Below are 22,615 nucleotides of genomic sequence, written 5' to 3'. Positions count from 1 at the left end.
GACACAACATCACAAGCAAAAAACTATTAGAAAATATCGAGGGAAGACTATGGAACAGGCCGTGAATCTCTGGCCACTGATCGGCATCGCCGCCATCGTGGTCGGATTTGTATTGCGTTTCAACCCGGTGCTGGTGGTGATCGCCGCCGGTATCATCACCGGTTTGGCGGCGCTGATGCCGCTGGACGTCATTCTGGAAAAGCTCGGCGAGGGCTTTCTCAACACCCGTAACCTGCCGCTGATCCTGCTGCTGCCGCTGGCGGTGATCGGCCTGCTGGAGCGCCACGGGCTGAAAGAGCGTGCGCAGGCGTGGATCGCCAAGATCAAAAGCGCCACCGCCGGCCGTTTGCTGATCGTGTACCTGTTCGTGCGCGAGATTACCGCGGCGATGGGGCTGACCAGCCTGGGCGGGCATCCGCAGATGGTGCGGCCGCTGCTGGCGCCGATGGCGGAAGGGGCAACGGAAAATCGCTACGGTGAGCTGCCGGAGCGTACCCGCCACCGCCTGCGCGCCATGTCGGCCGCGACCGACAACGTCGGGCTGTTCTTCGGCGAAGATATCTTCGTGGCCTTCGGCGCGATCATCTTCATGCACAACTTTATGCTGGAATCGGGCGGTATCCAGACCGAGCCGCTGCATATCGCGCTGTGGGGCATTCCGACCGCGATTTTCGCTTTCCTGATCCACGCGTTCCGGCTGTATCGGATGGATAAACAGCTGAGCGCCGAACTGGCGCAGCTGAATCAGGCGGCGCTGCAGGCGAAGGGGGAGGCACGATGAACTTCCAGCAACAATATCTCTACTGGCTGGCCGGCGCGGTGCTGCTGATTGTGGCGGTGATGTCCTTCCGCGATCGCGCCAACCCGCGCCGCATCACCACCGGGCTGTTTTGGGGGTTGTACGGCCTGGTATTCCTGGTCGGCGACTGGACTTACCGCCTGCTGGGCGACGTACTGGGCGAGGGCAGTAACGAGAAACGCATGCTGCATATCATCGTTGGCGGGGTGGTGGTGGTGATGGCCCTGATCGCCGGCTTCGGCGGCGTGCGCCTCGGCAGCTATCATCAGCGAACGCCGCAGGAGCGCGAGGCCAGCGCCAAGCGTTTGGGCAACAAGCTGTTTATCCCCGCACTGGCGATCCCGGTGGTGACGGTGATCGGCGTGCTGCTGTTCAACAACATTCCGGCGTTGCAAAGCGCGGTGTTCGGCAGCGGTAACCACGCGACGCTGATCACGCTGTTCTCGATGACCGTCGGCTGCCTGATTGGCCTGGCGATCGCGGTGAAAATGACCCATGAGAAGGCGTTGCAGCCGGTGCAGGAAGCGCGGCGCCTGCTGGATTCGATCGGCTGGGCGTTCATTCTGCCGCAGATCCTCGCCACGCTGGGTCTGCTGTTTACCGTCGCCGGCGTTGGCACTGCGATCTCGCATTTGACCCAGGAGTATCTGGCGGTCGATAACCGCTTTATCGCCGTGGCGGTCTACGCTATCGGTATGGCGGTGCTGACCATGGTGATGGGCAACGCCTTCGCCGCTTTCCCGATCGTTACCGCCGGCATCGGCATTCCGATCCTGGTGTTGCAGCACGGCGGCAACCCGGCGGTGATGGCGGCGATCGGCATGTTCTCCGGCTATTGCGGCACCCTGATGACGCCGATGGCGGCGAACTTCAACATTGTGCCGGCGGCGCTGCTGGAGCTGCCGGACAAGAATGCGGTGATCAAGGCGCAGGTGCCGACCGGCGTGCTGCTGCTGTTGGTTAACGTGTTCCTGCTGTATTTCCTGATGTTCCTGTAGGAGTAAGGATGCAAAACGTATTGATTACCGGCTTTGAGCCGTTTGGCGGCGAGCGCCTTAACCCCTCCTGGGAAGTGGTGAAGCAGCTTAATGATATGGAGCTGGTCGGCACGCGCATCGTGGCGCGCCAGCTGCCGTGCGTGTTCGGCGCGGCGCTGGAGGCGCTCAATGCGGCGATCGACGAGGTGCAGCCGGTGATGGTGTTGGCTATCGGCCAGGCCGGCGGCCGCACCGATATCACGATTGAACGGGTGGCGATCAACGTCGACGACGCGCGCATTCCCGACAATCAGGGGCAGCAGCCGGTGGACGAGCCGATCGTCGCCGGCGGCCCGGCGGCCTATTTCAGCACCTTGCCGATTAAAGCGATGGTCAGTTCGATGCGCGAGGCCGGCATTCCGGCCGCCGTTTCGCAGACTGCCGGCACCTACGTGTGCAACCATGTCATGTATGGGCTGCTGCACCGTTTGAGCGGCCAGCGCGAGGTGAAGGGCGGGTTTATTCATATTCCGTACCTGCCGGAGCAGGCGGCGGCGCACCCCGGTGCGCCGAGCATGGCGGCTTCGACGGTGCTGTTTGCGCTGGAGCTGGCCGTTTCCATCGCTTTGCAGGTGGAACACGATCTGAAAGTGGTGGGCGGCGCGACGCATTAATCAAGAGAATCCCCGGCGCATCGGGCTGCGCCGGGTCTACGCAAGGAGTGGTCTATGCCGGAAGGACCGGAGATTCGCCGGGCGGCGGACAAACTGGCGGCGGCGGTGATCGATCAGCCGCTGACCGCCGTCGATTTCGCTTTTCCTCAGCTGAAACACTATCGCCAGCGTCTGCTCGGCGAGCGCATCGTCGCTATCGAGCCGCGCGGCAAGGCGCTGCTGACCCATTTCTCCAATGGGCTGACGATGTACAGCCACAACCAGTTGTACGGCGTGTGGAAAGTGGCGGCGGCCGGGGAGACGCCGGAGACCAAGCGCGATCTGCGGGTGCGGCTGGAAACCGCCCGCAGCGCGATATTGCTCTACAGCGCTTCCGACATTACCGTCGGGCCGCGCGAGGAAATAGAACAACACCCGTTTTTGCAACGCATCGGCCCTGACGTGTTGGACATGTCGCTGACGGTAGACGATGTGGCGGAGCGGTTGCTGACGCCGCGTTTTCGCCGCAGGCAGCTGGGCGGCATGCTGCTCGACCAGGCGTTTCTCGCCGGATTGGGCAATTATCTGCGCGCCGAAATCCTGTGGCAGGCCGAACTGGCGCCGCCGCACAAACCGCAGGATCTGATGCCAGAGGCGCTGCGCCACCTGGCGGAGGCATTGCTGGCAGTGCCGCGCCTTTCCTACCAGACGCGCGGGCAGGCGGATGACAACCGTCATCACGGCGCGCTGTTTCGCTTCAAGGTATTTCATCGCAGCGGCGAGCCCTGCGAACGCTGTGGTGGGATGATCGTGCGCACCGAGCTGTCGTCGCGGCCGTTTTATTGGTGCCCGGGCTGCCAGAAATAGCTAAAAAAAACGCCGCCCGAAGGGGCGGCGCTGTGCGGTTTCAGCCGGATAAACGGCTTACTTGTTTTTCAGCTGGGATTTGAAATCGCGTTCGGCATAGCCGGTGTACAGCTGACGCGGACGGGCAATTTTGATGCCTTCGTCGTGCATTTCGTTCCAGTGGGCGATCCAGCCGATGGTGCGCGCGATGGCGAAGATCACGGTGAACATGGAAGAAGGAATGCCCATTGCCTTCAGGATGATGCCGGAGTAGAAGTCGACGTTCGGGTACAGTTTCTTCTCGATGAAGTACGGGTCGTTCAGCGCGATGTGTTCCAGCTCCATCGCGACCTGCAGCAGGTTGTCGTCTTTCTTGTTCAGCTCTTTCAGCACTTCGTGACAGGTTTCGCGCATCACGGTAGCGCGCGGATCGTAGTTCTTGTACACACGGTGGCCGAAGCCCATCAGGCGGAAGGAGTCGTTCTTGTCCTTGGCGCGCTTGATGAATTCCGGAATGTGCTCGACGGTCTTGATCTCTTCCAGCATTTTCAGCGCCGCTTCGTTGGCGCCGCCGTGCGCCGGTCCCCACAGGGAGGCGATACCGGCCGCGATGCAGGCGAACGGGTTGGCGCCGGAAGAGCCGGCGGTGCGCACGGTTGAGGTAGAGGCGTTCTGCTCATGGTCGGCGTGCAGGATCAGGATGCGATCCATGGCGCGTTCCAGCACCGGGTTCACCACGTATTCTTCGCACGGGGTGGCGAACATCATGTGCAGGAAGTTGCCGGCATAGGACAGATCGTTGCGCGGGTAAACGAACGGCTGGCCCAGGGAGTATTTGTAGCACATCGCGGCCACGGTCGGCATTTTGGACAGCAGACGGAACGCGGTGATTTCACGGTGACGCTCGTTGTTGACGTCCAGCGCATCGTGGTAGAACGCCGCCAGCGCGCCGGTCACGCCGCACAGCACCGCCATCGGGTGCGAGTCGCGACGGAAACCACGGAACAGATGGGTGATCTGGTCGTGGATCATGGTGTGGCGGGTTACGGTCGTCTTGAAGGTCTCGAACTCTTCCGGCGTTGGGGTCTCGCCGTACAGCAGGATGTAGCACACTTCCAGGTAGGAAGACTCTTTCGCCAGCTGCTCGATAGGGAAGCCGCGGTGCAGCAGCACGCCTTTGTCGCCGTCGATGAAGGTAATCTTGGATTCGCAAGAAGCGGTGGAGGTAAAGCCGGGATCAAATGTGAAATAACCTTTGGAACCCAGAGCGCGGACATCGAGGACATCAGGGCCCAGTGTCGGTGTCAATACGCCCAGTTCGATCGGAGCTTCGCTGTCGTTAATGGTTAGCGTCGCTTTCTTATCAGTCATTTACTGTCTCCTTAGCGCCTTATTTTAAAAACCACTAACAACTGAAATACCTTAAATCTCTGCAGGTTGCCCGCAAAAAAATGGTGCGGACGCTAACTCTGTGAGCGACTGCGCAACTGTGCGCGGGTAGGGTACAGAGTGCTGACCAGGCGAACGAGACGGGTGACCAGTTGTTAACGATTCATAGTAATTCGTTATAGTCTGTTAATCTTACCTATGAGCTGTTCGAAGAGATGTGAACCTATCCCAATAAACTGTTTTTATTTGCTTTCTTTGCTTTTTGACGCCGGCAAAATCGAGCGGGAAACAACGGCTATTGGGATAGGTTCGCCAAATACACTGTTGCATAACTCGAACCCGGGGGGAAGTGTATCTGCTGACCCGTAGCGCATCATAGGACCGTTTGTGCCCCTATATGTAATGGAAATGTTGATCTCTTGTCAAATCAGATAATTAATTTTGCACTAATTGTGAAATCCGTGATCTGAATCACTGTTCGGGGGAAATGTTATCAAAGCGGTTGTATGAGAATTGTAATCAGAATGTGATCCTCCTATACTGCCGCCAGGTCTCCGGATTACCCTGAAGTAGGAGCACCCAGCGTTATAAATGCGCGCCGTTTGAGCACAGAGGATGTTGATGTTTGAGCGCGTGACGTGTAAGGGTTTTAGGCTCTTAACGCTGTCTGATCCCCGCCCAGGCCCGGAGGAAGGAAAATAATAAGAGCTGTGTGGGCAAATACGTGAAAAAACAACGACCTGTCAACTTGGATCTGCAAACGATCCGGTTCCCCGTAACTGCGATAGCGTCTATCTTACACCGAGTCTCTGGCGTAATTACCTTCGTTGCCGTGGGTATCCTCCTCTGGCTGCTGGGCCTGTCACTCTCTTCCCAAGAGGGGTTCCTGCAGGCGGCCGCCATCATGAATAGCTTCATCGTCAAATTCATATTCTGGGGCATCCTTACGGCGCTGGCCTATCACATTTGCGGTGGCATCCGTCACTTGTTAATGGATTTTGGCTACATCGAAGAGAGTTTGGCCGCCGGTACCCGTTCCGCCCAGGTGGCGATCGGTCTGACCGTCGTGCTGTCAGTTCTGGCTGGAGTCCTCGTATGGTAAACAACGTTTCTGCATTAGGGCGCAACGGCGTGCACGATTGGCTGCTGCTGCGTGCTTCCGCGATCATCATCACCCTGTACGTCCTGTATATCCTGGGCTTTTTCGTCACGGCTCCGGAACTCACTTATGACATCTGGCGCGGTTTCTTCGCCACTTCCATTACGAAAGTGTTCACTCTGCTGACCTTGCTGTCGATTCTGGTGCACGCCTGGATCGGGCTGTGGCAGGTGCTGACGGACTACGTCAAGCCGCTGGCGGTTCGCCTGGTGTTGCAGCTGGCTGTCGTGGTCGCGTTGCTGGTCTATTTACTGTACGGAACAATCGTAGTGTGGGGTGCTTAAATGAAACTGCCAGTCAGAGAGTTTGATGCCGTCGTAATCGGCGCCGGCGGTGCGGGTATGCGTGCCGCGCTGCAAATTTCCCAAGCGGGCTCGACCTGTGCCCTGCTGTCCAAAGTTTTCCCGACCCGTTCCCATACCGTGTCCGCACAGGGCGGCATCACCGTCGCGCTGGGCAACAGCCACGAGGACAACTGGGAATGGCATATGTACGACACGGTGAAAGGGTCCGACTATATCGGTGACCAGGACGCCATCGAATATATGTGTAAAACCGGCCCGGAAGCGATTCTGGAACTGGAACACATGGGCCTGCCGTTCTCTCGTCTGGACGACGGCCGCATCTATCAGCGCCCGTTCGGCGGCCAGTCGCTGAACTTCGGCGGCGAGCAGGCGGCGCGTACCGCAGCCGCAGCCGACCGTACCGGCCACGCGCTGCTGCACACCCTGTACCAACAGAACCTGAAAAACCACACCACCATCTTCTCCGAGTGGTATGCGCTTGATCTGGTGAAAAACCAGGACGGTGCGGTGGTCGGCACCACGGCTATCTGCATCGAAACCGGTGAAGTGGTTTACTTCAAAGCCAAGGCCACCGTGCTGGCGACCGGCGGCGCAGGCCGTATTTACCAGTCCACCACCAACGCCCACATCAACACCGGCGACGGTGTCGGCATGGCGCTGCGCGCCGGCGTACCGGTGCAGGACATGGAAATGTGGCAGTTCCACCCGACCGGCATCGCCGGCGCGGGCGTGCTGGTGACCGAAGGCTGCCGCGGCGAAGGCGGTTACCTGCTGAACAAACACGGCGAGCGCTTCATGGAGCGTTATGCGCCGAACGCCAAAGATCTGGCGGGCCGCGACGTGGTTGCCCGTTCGATCATGATCGAAATCCGCGAAGGCCGCGGCTGCGACGGTCCTTGGGGCCCGCATGCCAAGCTGAAGCTGGATCACCTGGGTAAAGAGGTGCTGGAATCCCGTCTGCCGGGCATCCTGGAACTGTCCCGCACCTTCGCGCACGTCGATCCGGTGAAAGAGCCGATCCCGGTTATCCCAACCTGTCACTATATGATGGGCGGCATTCCGACCAAAGTGACCGGCCAGGCGCTGACCGTGAACGAGAAAGGCGAAGACGTGGTGATCCCGGGGCTGTTCGCCGTGGGCGAAATCGCCTGCGTATCGGTGCACGGCGCCAACCGCTTGGGCGGCAACTCGCTGCTCGACCTGGTGGTGTTCGGCCGTTCCGCCGGCATGCACCTGCAGGAATCGCTGGAAGAGCAGGGCGTGAGCCGTGACGCCAGCGACTCCGACGTGGAAGCCTCGCTGGACCGTCTGAACCGTTGGAACAACACCCGTTCCGGCGAAGACCCGGTCGAAATTCGCAAAGCGCTGCAGTCTTGCATGCAGCACAACTTCTCGGTATTCCGCGAAGGCGATGCGATGGCCAAGGGCCTGGAAGAACTGAAAGTGATCCGTGAACGTCTGAAGAACGCACGCCTGGACGATACCTCCAGCGAGTTCAACACCCAGCGCATCGAATGCCTGGAGTTGGATAACCTGATGGAGACCGCGTATTCCACCGCCGTGTCGGCCAACTTCCGCACCGAGAGCCGTGGCGCACACAGCCGCTTCGACTACCCGGAACGCGATGACGCCAACTGGCTGTGCCATTCGCTGTATCTGCCGCAATCGGAAAGCATGACGCGTCGTGAAGTGAACATGCAACCGAAGCTGCGCCCGGCATTCCCGCCGAAAGTGCGTTCTTACTAATTGCGGAGATCGACAGATGAAACTCGAATTTTCCATTTATCGCTACAACCCGGATGTCGACGACGCCCCGCACATGCAGGATTACACCCTGGAAGCGGAAGAAGGTCGCGACATGATGCTGCTGGATGCGTTGATCCAGCTGAAAGAAAAAGACCCGACCCTGTCGTTCCGTCGCTCATGCCGTGAAGGCGTGTGCGGTTCCGATGGCCTGAACATGAACGGTAAAAACGGCCTGGCGTGCATCACCCCGATTTCGTCGCTGCGTAAAGGCAACGGCAAGATCGTGATCCGTCCGCTGCCGGGCCTGCCGGTGGTGCGCGATCTGGTGGTGGATATGGGCCAGTTCTATACCCAGTATGAAAAGATCAAGCCATACCTGCTGAACGACGGCAAGAACCCGCCGGCGCGCGAGCACCTGCAGTCGCCGGAGCAGCGCGCCAAGCTGGACGGTCTGTACGAGTGCATTCTGTGCGCCTGCTGCTCGACCTCTTGCCCATCGTTCTGGTGGAACCCGGACAAGTTCATCGGGCCTGCCGGTCTGTTGGCGGCGTATCGCTTCCTGATCGACAGCCGTGACACGGAAACGCAAGAACGTTTAGATGATCTGGACGACGCTTTTAGTGTTTTCCGCTGCCATAGCATTATGAATTGTGTCAGTGTATGTCCTAAAGGCTTGAACCCGACGCGTGCGATCGGGCATATCAAGTCCATGCTGCTGCAACGCGGCGCATAAACGGAATGAGATGCTGCGCCGGGCTCTTTTCCGGCGCACATCCCATAGGGGAGGGAACCTCTAAAAACTGACCCGCGGCTGCGGCGCTATGCAGCCTGGTTCTTCCGCCGGTTTTTAGAGGTTCCTTGTAAGGGACCGCAAGGTCCATAACAGAACGTATCGGGCCGTCATGGCCGCAAGTACGTCGAGTGAACCGTTTTACGGCAAACCGTATTCATCACGGTAATTATGTTAACCACGGCGAAAACTAAAGCTTCAAAGCTTAAGGGATCATGATGCAGAACGGCGCAATGAAGGCCTGGCTGGATTCCTCCTATCTGGCGGGCGCGAACCAGTCTTACATAGAGCAGCTCTATGAAGACTTCTTAACCGATCCGGGTTCCGTTGAAGATAGCTGGCGTTCCATTTTTCAACAGCTACCAACCGCGGGTGTCAAACCCGATCAGCTTCACTCTCAAACGCGCGATTACTTCCGCCGCCTGGCGAAAGACTCCGCGCGCTACAATACCACCATCACCGATCCGGAAACCGACGCCAAACAGGTCAAGGTACTGCAGCTGATCAACGCCTTCCGCTTCCGCGGGCATCAGCATGCCAACCTCGATCCGCTCGGCCTGTGGCAGCGCGAGCAAGTTCCTGACCTTGATCCCGCTTACCACAACCTGACCGAAGCCGATTTCCAGGAAACCTTCAACGTGGGCTCTTTCGCCATCGGCAAAGAAACCATGAAGCTGGGCGATCTGTACGCCGCGCTGAAGCAGACCTATTGCGGGTCGATCGGCGCTGAGTACATGCACATCACCAACACCGAAGAGAAACGCTGGATCCAACAGCGCATCGAGTCGGTGGTGGGGCGCGCCAGCTTTACCGCCGACGAAAAACGCCGTTTCCTGAACGAGCTGACCGCGGCGGAAGGCCTGGAACGTTACCTGGGCGCCAAATTCCCGGGTGCCAAACGCTTCTCGCTGGAAGGCGGCGACGCGCTGGTGCCGATGCTGAAAGAGATGGTGCGCCACGCCGGTAAGAACGGCACGCGCGAAGTGGTGTTGGGCATGGCCCACCGCGGCCGTCTGAACGTGCTGATCAACGTGCTGGGCAAAAAGCCGGCCGATCTGTTCGACGAATTCGCCGGCAAGCATAAAGAACACCTCGGCACCGGTGACGTGAAATATCACCAGGGCTTCTCTTCCGATGTGGAAACCGAAGGCGGCATGGTTCACCTGGCGCTGGCGTTCAACCCGTCGCACCTGGAGATCGTCAGCCCGGTGGTCATGGGCTCGGTACGTGCCCGTCGCGATCGTCTGGACGAAGCGCGCAGCAACATGGTGCTGCCGATCACCATCCACGGCGACGCCGCCATCACCGGCCAGGGCGTGGTTCAGGAAACCCTGAACATGTCTCAGGCTCGCGGCTACGAAGTGGGCGGTACCGTGCGTATCGTCATCAACAACCAGGTTGGTTTCACCACCTCCAACCCGCTGGATGCGCGCTCTACCGAATACTGCACCGACATCGCCAAAATGGTTCAGTCGCCGATCTTCCACGTTAACGCGGACGATCCGGAGGCCGTGGCTTTCGTCACCCGCCTGGCGTTGGATTTCCGTAACACCTTTAAGCGTGACGTGATGATCGATCTGGTCTGCTACCGTCGCCATGGGCACAACGAGGCCGACGAGCCGAGCGCTACCCAGCCGGTGATGTATCAGAAGATCAAGAAACACCCTACGCCGCGCAAAATCTACGCTGACGTTCTGACCGAGCAGAAAGTGGCCAGCCTGGAAGATGCCACGGAAATGGTCAACCTGTACCGCGATGCGCTCGACCGCGGCGATTGCGTGGTTGAAGAGTGGCGTCCGATGAATCTGCACTCCTTCACCTGGTCACCGTACCTGAACCACGAGTGGGACGAAGAGTACCCGAGCAAGGTTGAGATGAAGCGCCTGCAGGAGCTGGCACGCCGCATCAGCACCGTGCCGGAAGCGATCGAAATGCAGTCGCGCGTGGCGAAAATCTACGCTGACCGCGCCGAGATGGCGGCGGGCAACAAGCCGTTCGACTGGGGCGCTGCCGAAACGCTGGCTTACGCGACCATGGCGGATGAAGGCATCCCGATCCGCATCTCCGGTGAAGACGCCGGCCGCGGCACCTTCTTCCACCGTCACGCGGTGGTGCACAACCAGAAAAACGGTTCTGTCTACGTTCCGCTGGCGAACATCCACAGCGGTCAGGGCGAATTCAAGGTCTGGGACTCCGTGCTGTCTGAAGAGGCGGTGCTGGCGTTCGAATACGGCTACGCCACGGCGGAACCGCGCACGCTGACCATCTGGGAAGCGCAGTTCGGTGACTTCGCCAACGGCGCACAGGTCGTTATCGACCAGTTCATCAGCTCCGGCGAGCAAAAATGGGGCCGTATGTGCGGCCTGGTGATGCTGCTGCCGCACGGCTATGAAGGCCAGGGCCCTGAGCACTCTTCCGCGCGTCTGGAACGCTATCTGCAGCTGTGCGCAGAGCAGAACATGCAGGTGTGCGTCCCGTCCACGCCGGCGCAGGTTTACCATATGCTGCGTCGTCAGGCGCTGCGCGGTATGCGCCGTCCGCTGGTGGTAATGTCGCCGAAGTCGCTGCTGCGTCACCCGCTGGCGATTTCTTCGCTGGACGAACTGGCCAACGGTACCTTCCTGCCGGCGATCGGCGAGATCGACGACTTGGATCCGAAAGCGGTCAAGCGCGTCGTGCTGTGTTCCGGCAAGGTCTACTACGACCTGCTGGAACAGCGTCGCAAGAACGAGCAGAAAGACGTGGCCATCGTGCGTATCGAGCAGCTGTACCCGTTCCCGCATCAGGCCGTGCAGGCCGTGCTGGAACAATACTCGCACGTGCATGATTTCGTCTGGTGTCAGGAAGAGCCGCTGAACCAGGGCGCCTGGTACTGCAGCCAACACAACTTCCGTGAAGTGGTGCCGTTCGGGGCTTCTTTACGTTACGCAGGACGTCCGGCCTCCGCCTCTCCGGCGGTGGGCTATATGTCCGTACACCAGAAGCAGCAGCAGGCTCTGGTGAACGACGCGCTGAATATTGACTAATGTTCGCTCGCTTGCCGGCCGAGGGCCGGCAAGCAGATGATAAAAAACTTAAGGGAAAGCTAAATGAGTAGCGTAGATATTCTGGTTCCTGACCTTCCTGAATCGGTTGCCGATGCGACCGTAGCCACCTGGCACAAAAAACCAGGCGACAGCGTGCAGCGTGATGAAGTCCTGGTTGAAATCGAAACCGACAAAGTCGTGTTGGAAGTGCCGGCCAGTGAAGCGGGCATTCTCGATGCTATCGTGGAAGAAGAGGGCGCGACCGTACTGTCTCGCCAGCTGCTTGGCCGCATCCGTCCGGGCGACAGCTCCGGCAAGCCGACCGCTGAGAAGAGCCAGGAGAAAGAAGCCACGCCTGCACAGCGCGCTACCGCGAGCCTGGAAGAAGAAAGCAATGACGCGCTCAGCCCGGCGATTCGCCGCCTGATCGCCGAACACGACCTCGATGCCGGCGCCATCAAAGGCACCGGCGTGGGTGGCCGCATCACGCGTGAAGACGTGGAAGCGCACCTGGCCAAAGGCGGCGCCGCTGCCAAACCGGCCGCTGCTGCTGAAGCCGCACCGCAGCCTGCTCTGGCCGGCCGCAGCGAAAAACGCGTGCCGATGACCCGCCTGCGCAAACGCGTCGCCGAGCGTCTGCTGGAAGCGAAGAACAGCACCGCGATGCTGACCACCTTCAACGAAATCAACATGCAGCCGATCATGGACCTGCGCAAGCAGTACGGCGAAGCCTTCGAGAAGCGCCACGGCGTGCGTCTGGGCTTCATGTCCTTCTACATCAAGGCCGTGGTTGAAGCGCTGAAGCGCTTCCCGGAAGTGAACGCGTCGATCGACGGTTCCGACGTGGTTTACCACAACTACTTCGACATCAGCATCGCGGTTTCTACCCCGCGCGGCCTGGTGACGCCGGTACTGCGCGATGTGGACGCCATGAGCATGGCTGACATCGAGAAGAAAATCAAAGAGCTGGCCGTTAAGGGCCGCGACGGCAAACTGACCGTTGAAGAGCTGACCGGCGGTAACTTCACCATTACCAACGGCGGCGTATTCGGCTCCCTGATGTCCACTCCGATCATCAACCCGCCGCAGAGCGCCATCCTGGGCATGCACGCCATCAAAGATCGCCCAATGGCGGTCAATGGTCAGGTGGTGATCCAGCCGATGATGTATCTGGCGCTGTCTTATGACCACCGCCTGATCGACGGTAAAGAATCCGTCGGTTATCTGGTGACGGTCAAAGAGATGCTGGAAGATCCGGCTCGTCTGCTGCTGGACGTCTAGTAACCCTTGCCGGGCGCGGCATGCCGCGCCCGCACTCTGTGCTATGTGGCCGGAAAACCATGCGGTTTACCGCGTAATAATGGTCCGGCTAAAAACCTTCAGAACTGAATGGATAGAACATCATGAATTTACACGAATATCAGGCAAAACAGCTGTTTGCTCGGTATGGCATGCCGGCACCAACCGGTTACGCCTGTACCACTCCGCGTGAAGCAGAAGAAGCCGCATCCAAAATCGGCTCCGGCCCGTGGGTGGTGAAATGTCAGGTTCATGCTGGTGGCCGCGGTAAAGCGGGCGGCGTTAAAGTCGTCAACAGCAAAGAAGATATCCGTGCTTTCGCGGAAGCCTGGTTGGGCAAGCGTCTGGTGACTTACCAGACTGACGCGCTGGGCCAGCCGGTTCACCAGATCCTGGTAGAAGCGGCGACCGACATCGATAAAGAGCTGTACCTGGGCGCGGTAGTGGATCGTTCTACCCGTCGCGTGGTGTTCATGGCGTCTACCGAAGGCGGCGTGGAAATCGAGAAGGTGGCGGAAGAAACCCCTGAACTGATCCACAAAATGACCATCGATCCGCTGGCGGGTCCACAGCCTTATCAGGGCCGTGAGCTGGCCTTCAAACTGGGCCTGACCGGTAAGCAAGTCAGCCAGTTCGCCAAGATCTTCATGGGCCTGGCGACGCTGTTCCTGGAGCGCGATCTGGCGATGGTTGAGATCAACCCGCTGGTGATCACCAAGCAGGGCGATCTGGTGTGCCTGGACGGCAAACTGGGCGCCGACGGCAATGCCCTGTTCCGCCAGCCGGAACTGCGTGAAATGCGTGACCCTTCTCAGGAAGACGAGCGCGAATCCCGTGCGGCTCAGTGGGAGCTGAACTACGTTGCCCTCGACGGCAACATCGGCTGCATGGTTAACGGCGCCGGTCTGGCGATGGGCACCATGGACATCGTTAAACTGCACGGCGGCGAACCGGCCAACTTCCTGGACGTTGGCGGCGGCGCGACCAAAGAGCGCGTGACCGAAGCGTTCAAAATCATCCTGTCCGACGACAAGGTGAAAGCGGTTCTGGTTAATATCTTCGGTGGTATCGTACGTTGCGATCTGATCGCCGACGGCATCATCGGCGCAGTGGCCGAAGTGGGCGTTAACGTCCCGGTCGTGGTGCGTCTGGAAGGGAACAACGCCGAACTGGGCGCCAAGAAACTGGCGGACAGCGGCCTGAATATCATTGCTGCGACCAGCCTGACTGATGCGGCTCAGCAAGTTGTTGCAGCAGTGGAGGGTAAATAATGTCCATTTTAATCGATAAGAACACCAAAGTAATTTGCCAGGGCTTCACCGGTAGCCAGGGGACTTTCCACTCCGAACAAGCTATCGCTTACGGCACCAAAATGGTTGGCGGCGTAACCCCGGGCAAAGGCGGCACTCAGCATCTGGGTCTGCCGGTGTTCAACACCGTGCGCGAAGCGGTTGAAGCGACCGGCGCGACTGCCTCGGTCATCTACGTTCCAGCGCCTTTCTGCAAAGACTCCATCCTGGAAGCGATCGATGCCGGCATCAAACTGATCATCACCATCACCGAAGGCATCCCGACCCTGGACATGCTGACCGTGAAAGTGAAGCTGGACGAAGCCGGCGTGCGCATGATCGGGCCGAACTGCCCTGGCGTGATCACCCCGGGCGAGTGCAAAATCGGTATCATGCCTGGCCACATCCACCTGCCGGGCAAAGTGGGCATCGTTTCCCGCTCCGGTACCCTGACCTATGAAGCGGTGAAACAAACCACCGATGCCGGTCTGGGCCAGTCCACCTGCGTGGGCATCGGCGGCGACCCGATCCCGGGCTCCAACTTCATCGATATCCTGAAGATGTTCCAGCAGGATCCGCAGACCGAAGCGATCGTGATGATCGGTGAGATCGGCGGCAGCGCTGAAGAAGAAGCGGCAGCTTACATCAAAGAACACGTCACCAAACCGGTTGTCGGCTACATCGCCGGCGTAACCGCGCCGAAAGGCAAGCGTATGGGCCACGCCGGCGCCATCATCGCAGGCGGCAAAGGCACGGCGGACGAGAAGTTTGCTGCGCTGGAAGCGGCGGGCGTGAAAACCGTTCGCAGCCTGGCGGACATCGGCGACGCGGTAAAAGCGGTGCTGAAGCGCTAAGATCTTAGTACGAAATAACAATATCTCGACATGTTTGGCCACCCATTGGGTGGCCTTTTTTATGGGGGAAGATCAGAAATCGTTGAGTGCTCTGATCAGCGCGATCCGATCCTGCAGGCGGCGCTGTTGCACCGGATCCGCGGCGATTTGCCGCTGTTTTTCCAGCGAGGTGAGGGCGGTGCGGTAATCGTCGGCGTTGCGGAACAGCGCGTCTTTGACGTTGATCGAGGCGACGTTGGTGTAGCGGCCATCGTCGGTGGTCGGCACCTGGATAACGCCTTCATTGAGCAGCCGTTTGACGATCGCCCGCTGCGGTTCGTACCCCTCCATGCCGACCAGCTTCCAGCGCTGCGGCGTCACGCCCTGATACTGGCCGTGTTTCACTTCCGCCAGGTAGCGCAGAGCCAGGTGGCGAATGGTGCCTTCTTCTTCACCGTATTGCGCTTTGCTGTCAAACAGCACCGGGAAGGATTGCCCCTCCAACGCGCCGCCCTTTTGCGTCAGGTGGCCCATGCGGTAACTGTTCATGCCCAGGCGGATCGGCATGTCGTCGGTGACCGGCGTGCCGTCCGCCAGGCGCAGATCGACGATGCGCGAACCGGCGGGCTGGCGCAGATCGATGGTGTAAGTGACGCCGTCGAAGAAATCGTTGGTGGAATATTTGGACGATCGCCGCGCCGGGTTAAAGCTGTAGGTGACGTCGCCCGGCTGCAGCTGATTGAAATAGTCGGCGGACCACTCCATGTAGCGTTTAAGCGCTTTGCCGTTGAGCTGATAAACGGTGATCTCGCCGCCGGCGTATTGGTAGTTAAAGGCGATGTCCTTGGCCTTGATGTCGCCGACGTTCAATTTGGCGCGATCGTTGTCGATCTGCAGGGCGATCACCTGAGCCAGCGGCGCATAGTGGCGGGCGGCCTGCTGGAACAGCGCGCTGATGCCGGTATCCTGCACGTGCACCTGGGGAATGCCGCGAAACTCGTCGGCGGGCACCAGATCGCTGCCGCTCAGCTTCGCCACGACCCGGTTGGCGTTGGCGCGCAAAATGTCATGGTACGGCTGGTAGAGCGCTTGCATGGCGCTGTCCGGCGCCAGCCCTTTGATCGGGTAGGTGTAGCTGTTTTTGTCGATCAGCGTGAATTTGCCGTCGCGGCGTTCAAACTGCAGGTCGATGCGCGACAGCGCGCGGCCGTATTTATCCGGCTCAGTGATGATGACGCCGTTAACCACCGCTTTGTCGATCTTCACATGCATGTGGCCGGCGACGATCGCCGCCAGCTCCGGGTTGGCGTTGGCGATGTCGGCCACGCCGGTGCCGGGGCGCTGGTTCTCATTGTCGATGCCCATATGCGCCACCAACACGATGGCGTCGACCTGGCCGTCGATTTGCCTGATGACCTGTTTCACCGCCTGCACCGGATCGGTGAAGTTCAACCCTTTGATGCGATCGGTGCCCTTGGCGAATTCCGCGGTCATCGGCGTGTCCATGCCGATAATGCCAATTTTCACCCCTTGGCGTTCGACGATGGTATAGGCCGGCAGGTAGGGCTTGCCGTTGTCCCAGACGATATTGCCCGCCAGCGCCGCGCCTTTGAACTGCTTGAGCGGCGTAGCCAGCACCGGTAGGCCGAAGTCGAACTCGTGGTTACCCATCACCCAGACATCGTAATTGAGCGCGTTGAGGCCCAGCATCATCGGGCTGACGGCCTCATGCTTGAAGGTTTCGACGAAGTTGCCCTGAATGGTGTCGCCGGCGTCCACCAGGATCAGGTTGGGCTGCTCGGCCCGCACCTTTTTGACCTGAGTGGCTATCTGGCTCAGGCTGCCCGCCAGATTTTCCGTGTCGCTGGCGTAGTCCCAGGGCACGAAGGTGCCGTGCAGATCGGAAGTACCCAGCAGGGTGATATTTACCGTTTCGGCGGCCATGACGTTTCCCGAGAGTCCCAAGACAGAGGCAAAGATGATTTTTTTCATAAGTTATTGTCACTCAATGTAATTTTAACATAATTGGTCATTTTGCTACAAAATCGCAACCTTTACGATCCCATCGCGAGAAATAGACTAATATTGGAGAGAGATTTGTTGTTTTGTGACTGCTATCACTGTCACGGCTTATTGGAAATAAAAGGTTAATTATGTCGCATAATAAGCGCGTAATAATACAATGGCGGCTCTTTTAAATTACATTTATTTAACACAAAAATATCATTAAAAAACAATTAAACCATTGCGCAACATGACCCTAAGAAAATTACGCGAAATGTGCTGATGAATATGGAAATAAGATGCGGATAGGCTTAAATTGTCTCAGATCAAATTAGCCCGAAGTACCTCTTTCGGCTAAGATTTGACCTGTAACCAAAAGTCTAACCCACGTCACGTAAAAACCTATTTATTGTGTGGGATTGGGCGAGTATCATCCATGTTGTGATTATGGATGGTTGATCTTGTTGCATTTGTTACCCGTTGTCGGTTTTCAGTGGCGTGCTTGTCGGCGGCCCGAGGGGCTATTGGCTGAGTGTGCGGTTGAAAGCGGAGAAGCTGGATCAAATTTGTTGTGTTTAAGGGCATTCACTGCGGGGCGTTACTGGCGGCTTTGAAAGAAGCGTGCCGATAACCGCGTGTCGGAGTCTTCCTGCGAGGAGCAAGGAGTCAAGATGTTTGATATTGTCGAACTGTCGCGCTTACAGTTTGCTTTAACGGCGATGTACCATTTCTTATTTGTCCCATTAACGCTCGGTATGGCGTTCTTGCTGGCAATTATGGAAACGGTATATGTCCTGTCTGGCAAACAAATCTATAAAGACATGACCAAATTCTGGGGAAAGTTATTTGCGATTAACTTTGCTCTGGGTGTGGCCACCGGTTTGACCATGGAGTTCCAGTTCGGGACTAACTGGTCGTATTTCTCTCACTACGTCGGCGATATCTTCGGGGCCCCTCTGGCTATCGAAGGTCTGATGGCGTTCTTCCTTGAATCGACGCTGGTCGGCCTGTTCTTCTTCGGCTGGGATCGTCTGAGCAAGGTACAGCACATGGCGGTAACCTGGTTCGTGGCCCTCGGCTCCAACCTGTCCGCGCTGTGGATCCTGGTCGCCAACGGCTGGATGCAGAACCCGATCGCTTCGGATTTCAACTTCGAAACCATGCGCATGGAGATGGTCAGCTTCTCCGAACTGGTGCTTAACCCGGTTGCGCAGGTGAAATTCGTTCACACCGTGGCTTCCGGCTACACCTGCGGCGCGATGTTCGTTCTGGGCATCAGCTCCTACTACCTGCTGAAAGGCCGCGACATCGCCTTTGCCAAGCGCTCCTTCGCCATCGCTGCCAGCTTCGGTATGGCTGCCATTCTGTCCGTTATCGTTCTGGGTGATGAATCCGGCTACGAAATGGGCGACGTGCAGAAAACCAAACTGGCCGCTATCGAAGCGGAATGGGACACCCAGCCGGCACCGGCGTCCTTCACCCTGTTCGGCATTCCCGATCAGGACAAGATGGAAAACTCCTTCTCTATTCAGATCCCGTATGCGCTTGGCCTGATCGCCACCCGCTCCACGGACACTCAGGTCACCGGCCTGAAAGATCTGATGGCGCAGCATGAAGTGCGCATCCGCAACGGGATGAAAGCCTACCAGCTGCTGGAAGAGCTGCGCGGCGGCAACACCGATCCTGCGGTACGCGCCGAATTCAACAAAACCAAGCAAGACCTGGGCTACGGCATGCTGCTGAAGCGCTATACCCCGAACGTCACCGACGCGACGGAAGCGCAGATCCAGCTGGCGACCAAGGACTCCATTCCGCGCGTGGCGCCGCTGTACTTCGCCTTCCGCATCATGGTGGCCTGTGGCGTGATCATGCTGTTGATCATCGGCCTGTCGTTCTGGAACGTGATCCGCGGCCGCATCGGCCAGAAAAAATGGCTGCACCGCGCCGCGCTGTACGGTTTGCCGCTGCCTTGGATCGCGATCGAGTCCGGTTGGTTCGTGGCGGAGTACGGCCGTCAACCGTGGGCGATTGGTGAGGTGCTGCCGACGGCGGTCGCCAACTCTTCGCTGACCGCGGGTGACATTCTGTTCTCGATGGGGCTGATCTGCGGCTTGTACACCCTGTTCCTGGTGGCTGAATTGTACCTGATGTTCAAGTTTGCGCGTCTGGGTCCAAGCAGCCTGAAAACCGGCCGCTATCACTTTGAACAACCGACTGCCGCCGTGCAGGAAGCGCGCTAAACAGGAGTCCACGTATGTTTGACTATGAAGTACTGCGATTTATTTGGTGGGTCCTGGTTGGCGTACTGCTGATCGGCTTCGCCGTCACCGACGGTTTCGACATGGGCGTCGGCATTCTGGTGCGCATCATCGGGAAAACCGATACCGAGCGCCGGGTGATGATCAACTCCATCGCCCCGCACTGGGACGGTAACCAGGTGTGGCTGATCACCGCCGGCGGCGCGCTGTTCGCCGCCTGGCCGATGGTCTACGCAGCGGCCTTCTCCGGCTTCTACGTCGCCATGATCCTGGTGCTGGCCGCCTTGTTCTTCCGCCCGGTCGGTTTCGACTACCGCTCCAAGCTGGAGAGCAGCCGCTGGCGCAACATGTGGGACTGGGGCATCTTCATCGGCTCCTTCGTGCCTGCGGTGGTATTCGGCGTGGCGTTCGGCAACCTGCTGCAGGGCGTGCCGTTCCACATGGACGAGTACATGCGCCTGTTCTACACCGGCAACTTCTTCCAACTGCTGAATCCGTTCGGTCTGTTGGCGGGCGTGGTCAGCCTGACCATGCTGGTCACCCAGGGCGCGACCTACCTGCAAATGCGCACCACCGGCGAGATCCACCTGCGTTCACGCGCTGCGGCACAGATCGCGACGCTGATCATGGCGGTGTGCTTCCTGTTGGCGGGTGTATGGCTGGTGAAAGGCATCGACGGCTTCGTTGTGACGTCGGCGCTGGACACCATGGCGGAATCCAACCCGATGCGTAAAGAAGTGGCGCATCAGGCCGGTGCCTGGCTGATCAACTTCAACAAGTATCCGCTGCTGTGGGCGTTGCCTGCGCTGGGCGTGGTGCTGCCGTTGTTCACCATCCTGTTCTCGCGTCTGGAGAAGGGCGCGCTGGCGTTCGTCACCTCGTCGTTGACCATCGCCTGCGTCATCCTCACCGCCGGGGTCACCATGTTCCCGTTCGTGATGCCGTCCAGCACCGTGCCTAACGTCAGCCTGACCATGTGGGACGCGACCTCGAGCCTGTTGACGCTGAAAGTGATGACCGTCGTGGCGGCGATCTTCGTGCCTATCGTTTTGGCGTACACCAGCTGGTCGTACTACAAAATGTTCGGTCGCCTCGACAAGAACTACATCGAAAACAACAAGCATTCGCTGTACTAAGGATAAGGAGCTAAACCATGTGGTATTTTGCCTGGATTCTCGGAACGCTTCTTGCCTGCGCCTTCGGCATCATCACGGCGCTGGCGCTTGAGCAGAGCGAAGCGACCAAAGCTCAGCAAGACGGTAAGTGATGAGCTCGTCCGTGATTGACAAGCTGTACGCTGTCACCGACAAGGGCCCGATCCGGGCCCTTTCCCTGGTGCTGGCGTTGATTTTGGCGGGGTGCGTGTTCTGGGATCCGACGCGTTTCGCCGCCAAAACCAGCTCGCTGGAGATTTGGGAAGGGCTGTTGCTGATTTGGGCGGTGTGCGCCGGGGTGATCCACGGTTTCGGATTCCGCCCGCAGCGCAGCGTCTGGCGCGCTTTTTTCGCGCCGCTTCCCGCCATTGTGATCTTGTGCGCAGGATTACTTTACGTTTCTTTATAATCTCCCCGATGTCCCCTTGTTATGGGCCCTCACGGCCCATAATTATTTTCATTCCCATCTTGTAACCCATTCCCAACCCGATCCGTCTTGCGTATAGTAGCAGCGTTAAATTGCATTGCTGGGAAGTAGAGTGAGTAATACGTTGTTTCGATGGCCGGTTCGCGTTTACTACGAGGATACCGATGCCAGTGGTGTGGTCTATCACGCCCGCTACGTCGCCTTTTTTGAAAGAGCGCGCACAGAGATGCTGCGTCAGCACAACTTTCATCAACAGCAGCTGCTCAGTGAACAAGTCGCTTTTGTCGTCCGGCGCATGACGGTGGATTATCTGGCTCCGGCTCGTCTCGACGAGCAACTGGAGGTCCAGAGCGAAATCACCTGTCTGCGCGGGGCTTCTCTCACGTTTGCTCAACGCATTGTCAATTCTGACGGGGCCCTACTGAGCCAGGCAGATGTCCTGATTGCCTGTATTGATCCACACCAAATGAAGCCAAGAGCGCTTCCTAAGTCTATTGTCGCGGAGTTTAAGCAGTGACTGACATGAACATCCTAGATTTATTCTTGAAGGCGAGCCTGCTGGTTAAGCTTATCATGTTGATTTTGATATGCTTCTCGGTAGCCTCTTGGGCGATCATCATTCAGCGCACCCGCATCCTCAATGCGGCGACGCGTGACGCCGAAGCCTTTGAAGACAAATTCTGGTCCGGTATCGAGCTTTCCCGTCTGTACCAGGAAAGTCAGGCGCGTCGCGATAGCCTGACCGGTTCCGAGCAGATCTTCCATTCCGGCTTCAAAGAGTTCGCTCGCCTGCACCGCGCCAACAACCATGCGCCGGAGTCGGTGATCGAAGGGGCGTCGCGCGCGATGCGCATTTCGATGAACCGCGAGCTGGAAACGCTGGAAACCCATATTCCGTTCCTCGGCACCGTCGGTTCGATCAGCCCGTACATCGGCCTGTTCGGCACCGTGTGGGGGATCATGCATGCCTTTATCGCGCTGGGCGCGGTGAAGCAAGCCACGCTGCAGATGGTGGCGCCGGGTATCGCCGAAGCGCTGATCGCCACCGCGATCGGTCTGTTCGCCGCTATCCCGGCGGTAATGGCCTACAACCGTCTCAACCAGCGCGTCAACAAGCTTGAGCAGAATTACGACAACTTTATGGAAGAGTTCACCGCTATTCTGCATCGTCAGGCCTTCTCCAGCGACAGCAAATAAGTAGGAGGTAGCATGGCGAGAGTACGTGGACGTAGTCGGCGCGAGCTGAAGTCCGAAATTAACATCGTTCCGCTGCTCGACGTGTTGCTGGTGCTGCTGCTGATCTTTATGGCAACCGCGCCAATCATCACGCAGAGCGTGGAGGTTGACCTGCCGGACGCCACCGATTCCAAAACGGTGTCCAGCGATGACAATCCGCCGGTGATCCTTGAGGTTTCCGGCGTAGGTCAATACACCCTGGTGGTGGATCACAACCGTATGGAGCTGCTGCCGCCTGAGCAAGTCGCGGCCGAAGCCAAGTCGCGTTTGGCGGCTAACCCGAAAACGGTCTTTTTGATCGGCGGTGCGAAGGAAGTCCCTTACGATGAGATTATCAAGGCATTGAATATTCTCCATCAGGCGGGCGTGGCTTCCGTGGGGCTGATGACCCAGCCGATCTGACCGTAAGGCGAACGGCAACCCGG

At 58.6% G+C, this 22,615-nt stretch carries 21 protein-coding genes; 19 read left to right on the top strand and 2 right to left on the bottom strand.

What is annotated here, in order from left to right:
• Positions 1–49 precede the first annotated feature (49 nt).
• Genes FHU12_RS15385 through nei form a run of 4 tightly spaced genes read left to right on the top strand, consistent with a single transcriptional unit; the run spans position 50 to position 3,296 of the window.
• Entirely contained in the window at positions 50–781 is a 732-nt protein-coding gene (locus FHU12_RS15385) for a DUF969 domain-containing protein (RefSeq protein ID WP_016928734.1), read from the top strand.
• Positions 778–1,797, top strand: a complete 1,020-nt coding sequence (locus FHU12_RS15380; protein ID WP_048794597.1) for a DUF979 domain-containing protein — start codon at positions 778–780, stop codon at positions 1,795–1,797. Before FHU12_RS15385 ends, FHU12_RS15380 begins: the two co-directional genes overlap by 4 nt.
• Before the next feature lie 8 nt (positions 1,798–1,805).
• On the top strand, positions 1,806–2,450 hold the full coding sequence (pcp, locus tag FHU12_RS15375) for a pyroglutamyl-peptidase I (protein ID WP_141970371.1): 645 nt from the start codon (positions 1,806–1,808) through the stop codon (positions 2,448–2,450).
• Between the two features lie 54 nt (positions 2,451–2,504).
• Entirely contained in the window at positions 2,505–3,296 is a 792-nt protein-coding gene (gene nei, locus FHU12_RS15370; RefSeq protein ID WP_141970369.1) for an endonuclease VIII, read from the top strand.
• 57 nt (positions 3,297–3,353) lie between these two features.
• On the opposite strand, the gene FHU12_RS15365 is transcribed toward nei, so the two are convergent.
• Positions 3,354–4,646 carry a citrate synthase gene (locus tag FHU12_RS15365; RefSeq protein ID WP_016928730.1) on the bottom strand — a complete coding sequence of 431 codons (1,293 nt, stop codon included), beginning with the start codon at positions 4,644–4,646 and terminating at the stop codon, positions 3,354–3,356.
• A 730-nt stretch (positions 4,647–5,376) separates the two neighbouring features.
• Here FHU12_RS15365 and sdhC point away from each other — a divergent pair.
• From sdhC to sucD, 8 genes are all read left to right on the top strand, one after another.
• On the top strand, positions 5,377–5,766 hold the full coding sequence (gene sdhC / locus FHU12_RS15360; RefSeq protein ID WP_004939893.1) for a succinate dehydrogenase cytochrome b556 subunit: 390 nt from the start codon (positions 5,377–5,379) through the stop codon (positions 5,764–5,766).
• Positions 5,760–6,107, top strand: a complete 348-nt coding sequence (sdhD, locus tag FHU12_RS15355) for a succinate dehydrogenase membrane anchor subunit (RefSeq protein WP_004939891.1) — start codon at positions 5,760–5,762, stop codon at positions 6,105–6,107. Before sdhC ends, sdhD begins: the two co-directional genes overlap by 7 nt.
• Entirely contained in the window at positions 6,108–7,874 is a 1,767-nt protein-coding gene (sdhA, locus tag FHU12_RS15350; RefSeq protein ID WP_015376974.1) for a succinate dehydrogenase flavoprotein subunit, read from the top strand.
• Between the two features lie 16 nt (positions 7,875–7,890).
• The gene (locus FHU12_RS15345) at positions 7,891–8,607 is read left to right on the top strand and encodes a succinate dehydrogenase iron-sulfur subunit (protein WP_004939885.1); all 717 of its coding nucleotides are present in this window, start codon (positions 7,891–7,893) and stop codon (positions 8,605–8,607) included.
• 275 nt (positions 8,608–8,882) lie between these two features.
• Positions 8,883–11,690 (top strand): 2-oxoglutarate dehydrogenase E1 component, encoded by a 2,808-nt coding sequence (gene sucA / locus FHU12_RS15340; RefSeq protein WP_025301881.1) that lies wholly within the window; start codon positions 8,883–8,885, stop codon positions 11,688–11,690.
• A 63-nt stretch (positions 11,691–11,753) separates the two neighbouring features.
• The gene (odhB, locus tag FHU12_RS15335) at positions 11,754–12,971 is read left to right on the top strand and encodes a 2-oxoglutarate dehydrogenase complex dihydrolipoyllysine-residue succinyltransferase (protein WP_033637469.1); all 1,218 of its coding nucleotides are present in this window, start codon (positions 11,754–11,756) and stop codon (positions 12,969–12,971) included.
• Between the two features lie 122 nt (positions 12,972–13,093).
• A complete protein-coding gene (gene sucC, locus FHU12_RS15330) occupies positions 13,094–14,260 on the top strand; it encodes an ADP-forming succinate--CoA ligase subunit beta (RefSeq protein ID WP_025301883.1) in 1,167 nt (388 codons plus the stop codon).
• Positions 14,260–15,132 (top strand): succinate--CoA ligase subunit alpha, encoded by an 873-nt coding sequence (gene sucD, locus FHU12_RS15325; RefSeq protein WP_004939878.1) that lies wholly within the window; start codon positions 14,260–14,262, stop codon positions 15,130–15,132. Before sucC ends, sucD begins: the two co-directional genes overlap by 1 nt.
• Positions 15,133–15,204: 72 nt before the next feature.
• On the opposite strand, the gene FHU12_RS15320 is transcribed toward sucD, so the two are convergent.
• Positions 15,205–17,103, bottom strand: a complete 1,899-nt coding sequence (locus FHU12_RS15320; protein WP_141970367.1) for a bifunctional metallophosphatase/5'-nucleotidase — start codon at positions 17,101–17,103, stop codon at positions 15,205–15,207.
• A gap of 683 nt (positions 17,104–17,786) precedes the next feature.
• Between FHU12_RS15320 and cydA the strand changes: the two genes are divergently transcribed.
• The 7 genes from cydA (at position 17,787) to tolR (ending at position 22,592) form a co-directional block, all read left to right on the top strand.
• Complete coding sequence (cydA, locus tag FHU12_RS15315) at positions 17,787–19,355, top strand: cytochrome ubiquinol oxidase subunit I (protein ID WP_019454034.1); 1,569 nt, start codon at positions 17,787–17,789, stop codon at positions 19,353–19,355.
• Positions 19,356–19,369: 14 nt separating this feature from the next.
• Entirely contained in the window at positions 19,370–20,509 is a 1,140-nt protein-coding gene (gene cydB / locus FHU12_RS15310; RefSeq protein ID WP_063991116.1) for a cytochrome d ubiquinol oxidase subunit II, read from the top strand.
• A gap of 17 nt (positions 20,510–20,526) precedes the next feature.
• Entirely contained in the window at positions 20,527–20,640 is a 114-nt protein-coding gene (gene cydX / locus FHU12_RS15305) for a cytochrome bd-I oxidase subunit CydX (protein ID WP_004939868.1), read from the top strand.
• Positions 20,640–20,936 (top strand): cyd operon protein YbgE, encoded by a 297-nt coding sequence (gene ybgE, locus FHU12_RS15300; RefSeq protein WP_019454032.1) that lies wholly within the window; start codon positions 20,640–20,642, stop codon positions 20,934–20,936. Before cydX ends, ybgE begins: the two co-directional genes overlap by 1 nt.
• A 130-nt stretch (positions 20,937–21,066) precedes the next feature.
• Complete coding sequence (gene ybgC / locus FHU12_RS15295; protein WP_025160034.1) at positions 21,067–21,471, top strand: tol-pal system-associated acyl-CoA thioesterase; 405 nt, start codon at positions 21,067–21,069, stop codon at positions 21,469–21,471.
• Entirely contained in the window at positions 21,468–22,151 is a 684-nt protein-coding gene (gene tolQ / locus FHU12_RS15290; protein WP_004939862.1) for a Tol-Pal system protein TolQ, read from the top strand. Before ybgC ends, tolQ begins: the two co-directional genes overlap by 4 nt.
• Before the next feature lie 12 nt (positions 22,152–22,163).
• Complete coding sequence (tolR, locus tag FHU12_RS15285; protein WP_004939859.1) at positions 22,164–22,592, top strand: colicin uptake protein TolR; 429 nt, start codon at positions 22,164–22,166, stop codon at positions 22,590–22,592.
• The last annotated feature ends 23 nt before the right edge of the window (positions 22,593–22,615 follow it).

This window comes from Serratia marcescens (assembly GCF_006715005.1).
GTDB lineage: Bacteria > Pseudomonadota > Gammaproteobacteria > Enterobacterales > Enterobacteriaceae > Serratia > Serratia montpellierensis.
This window is presented reverse-complemented; position numbering and strand designations above follow the sequence as displayed.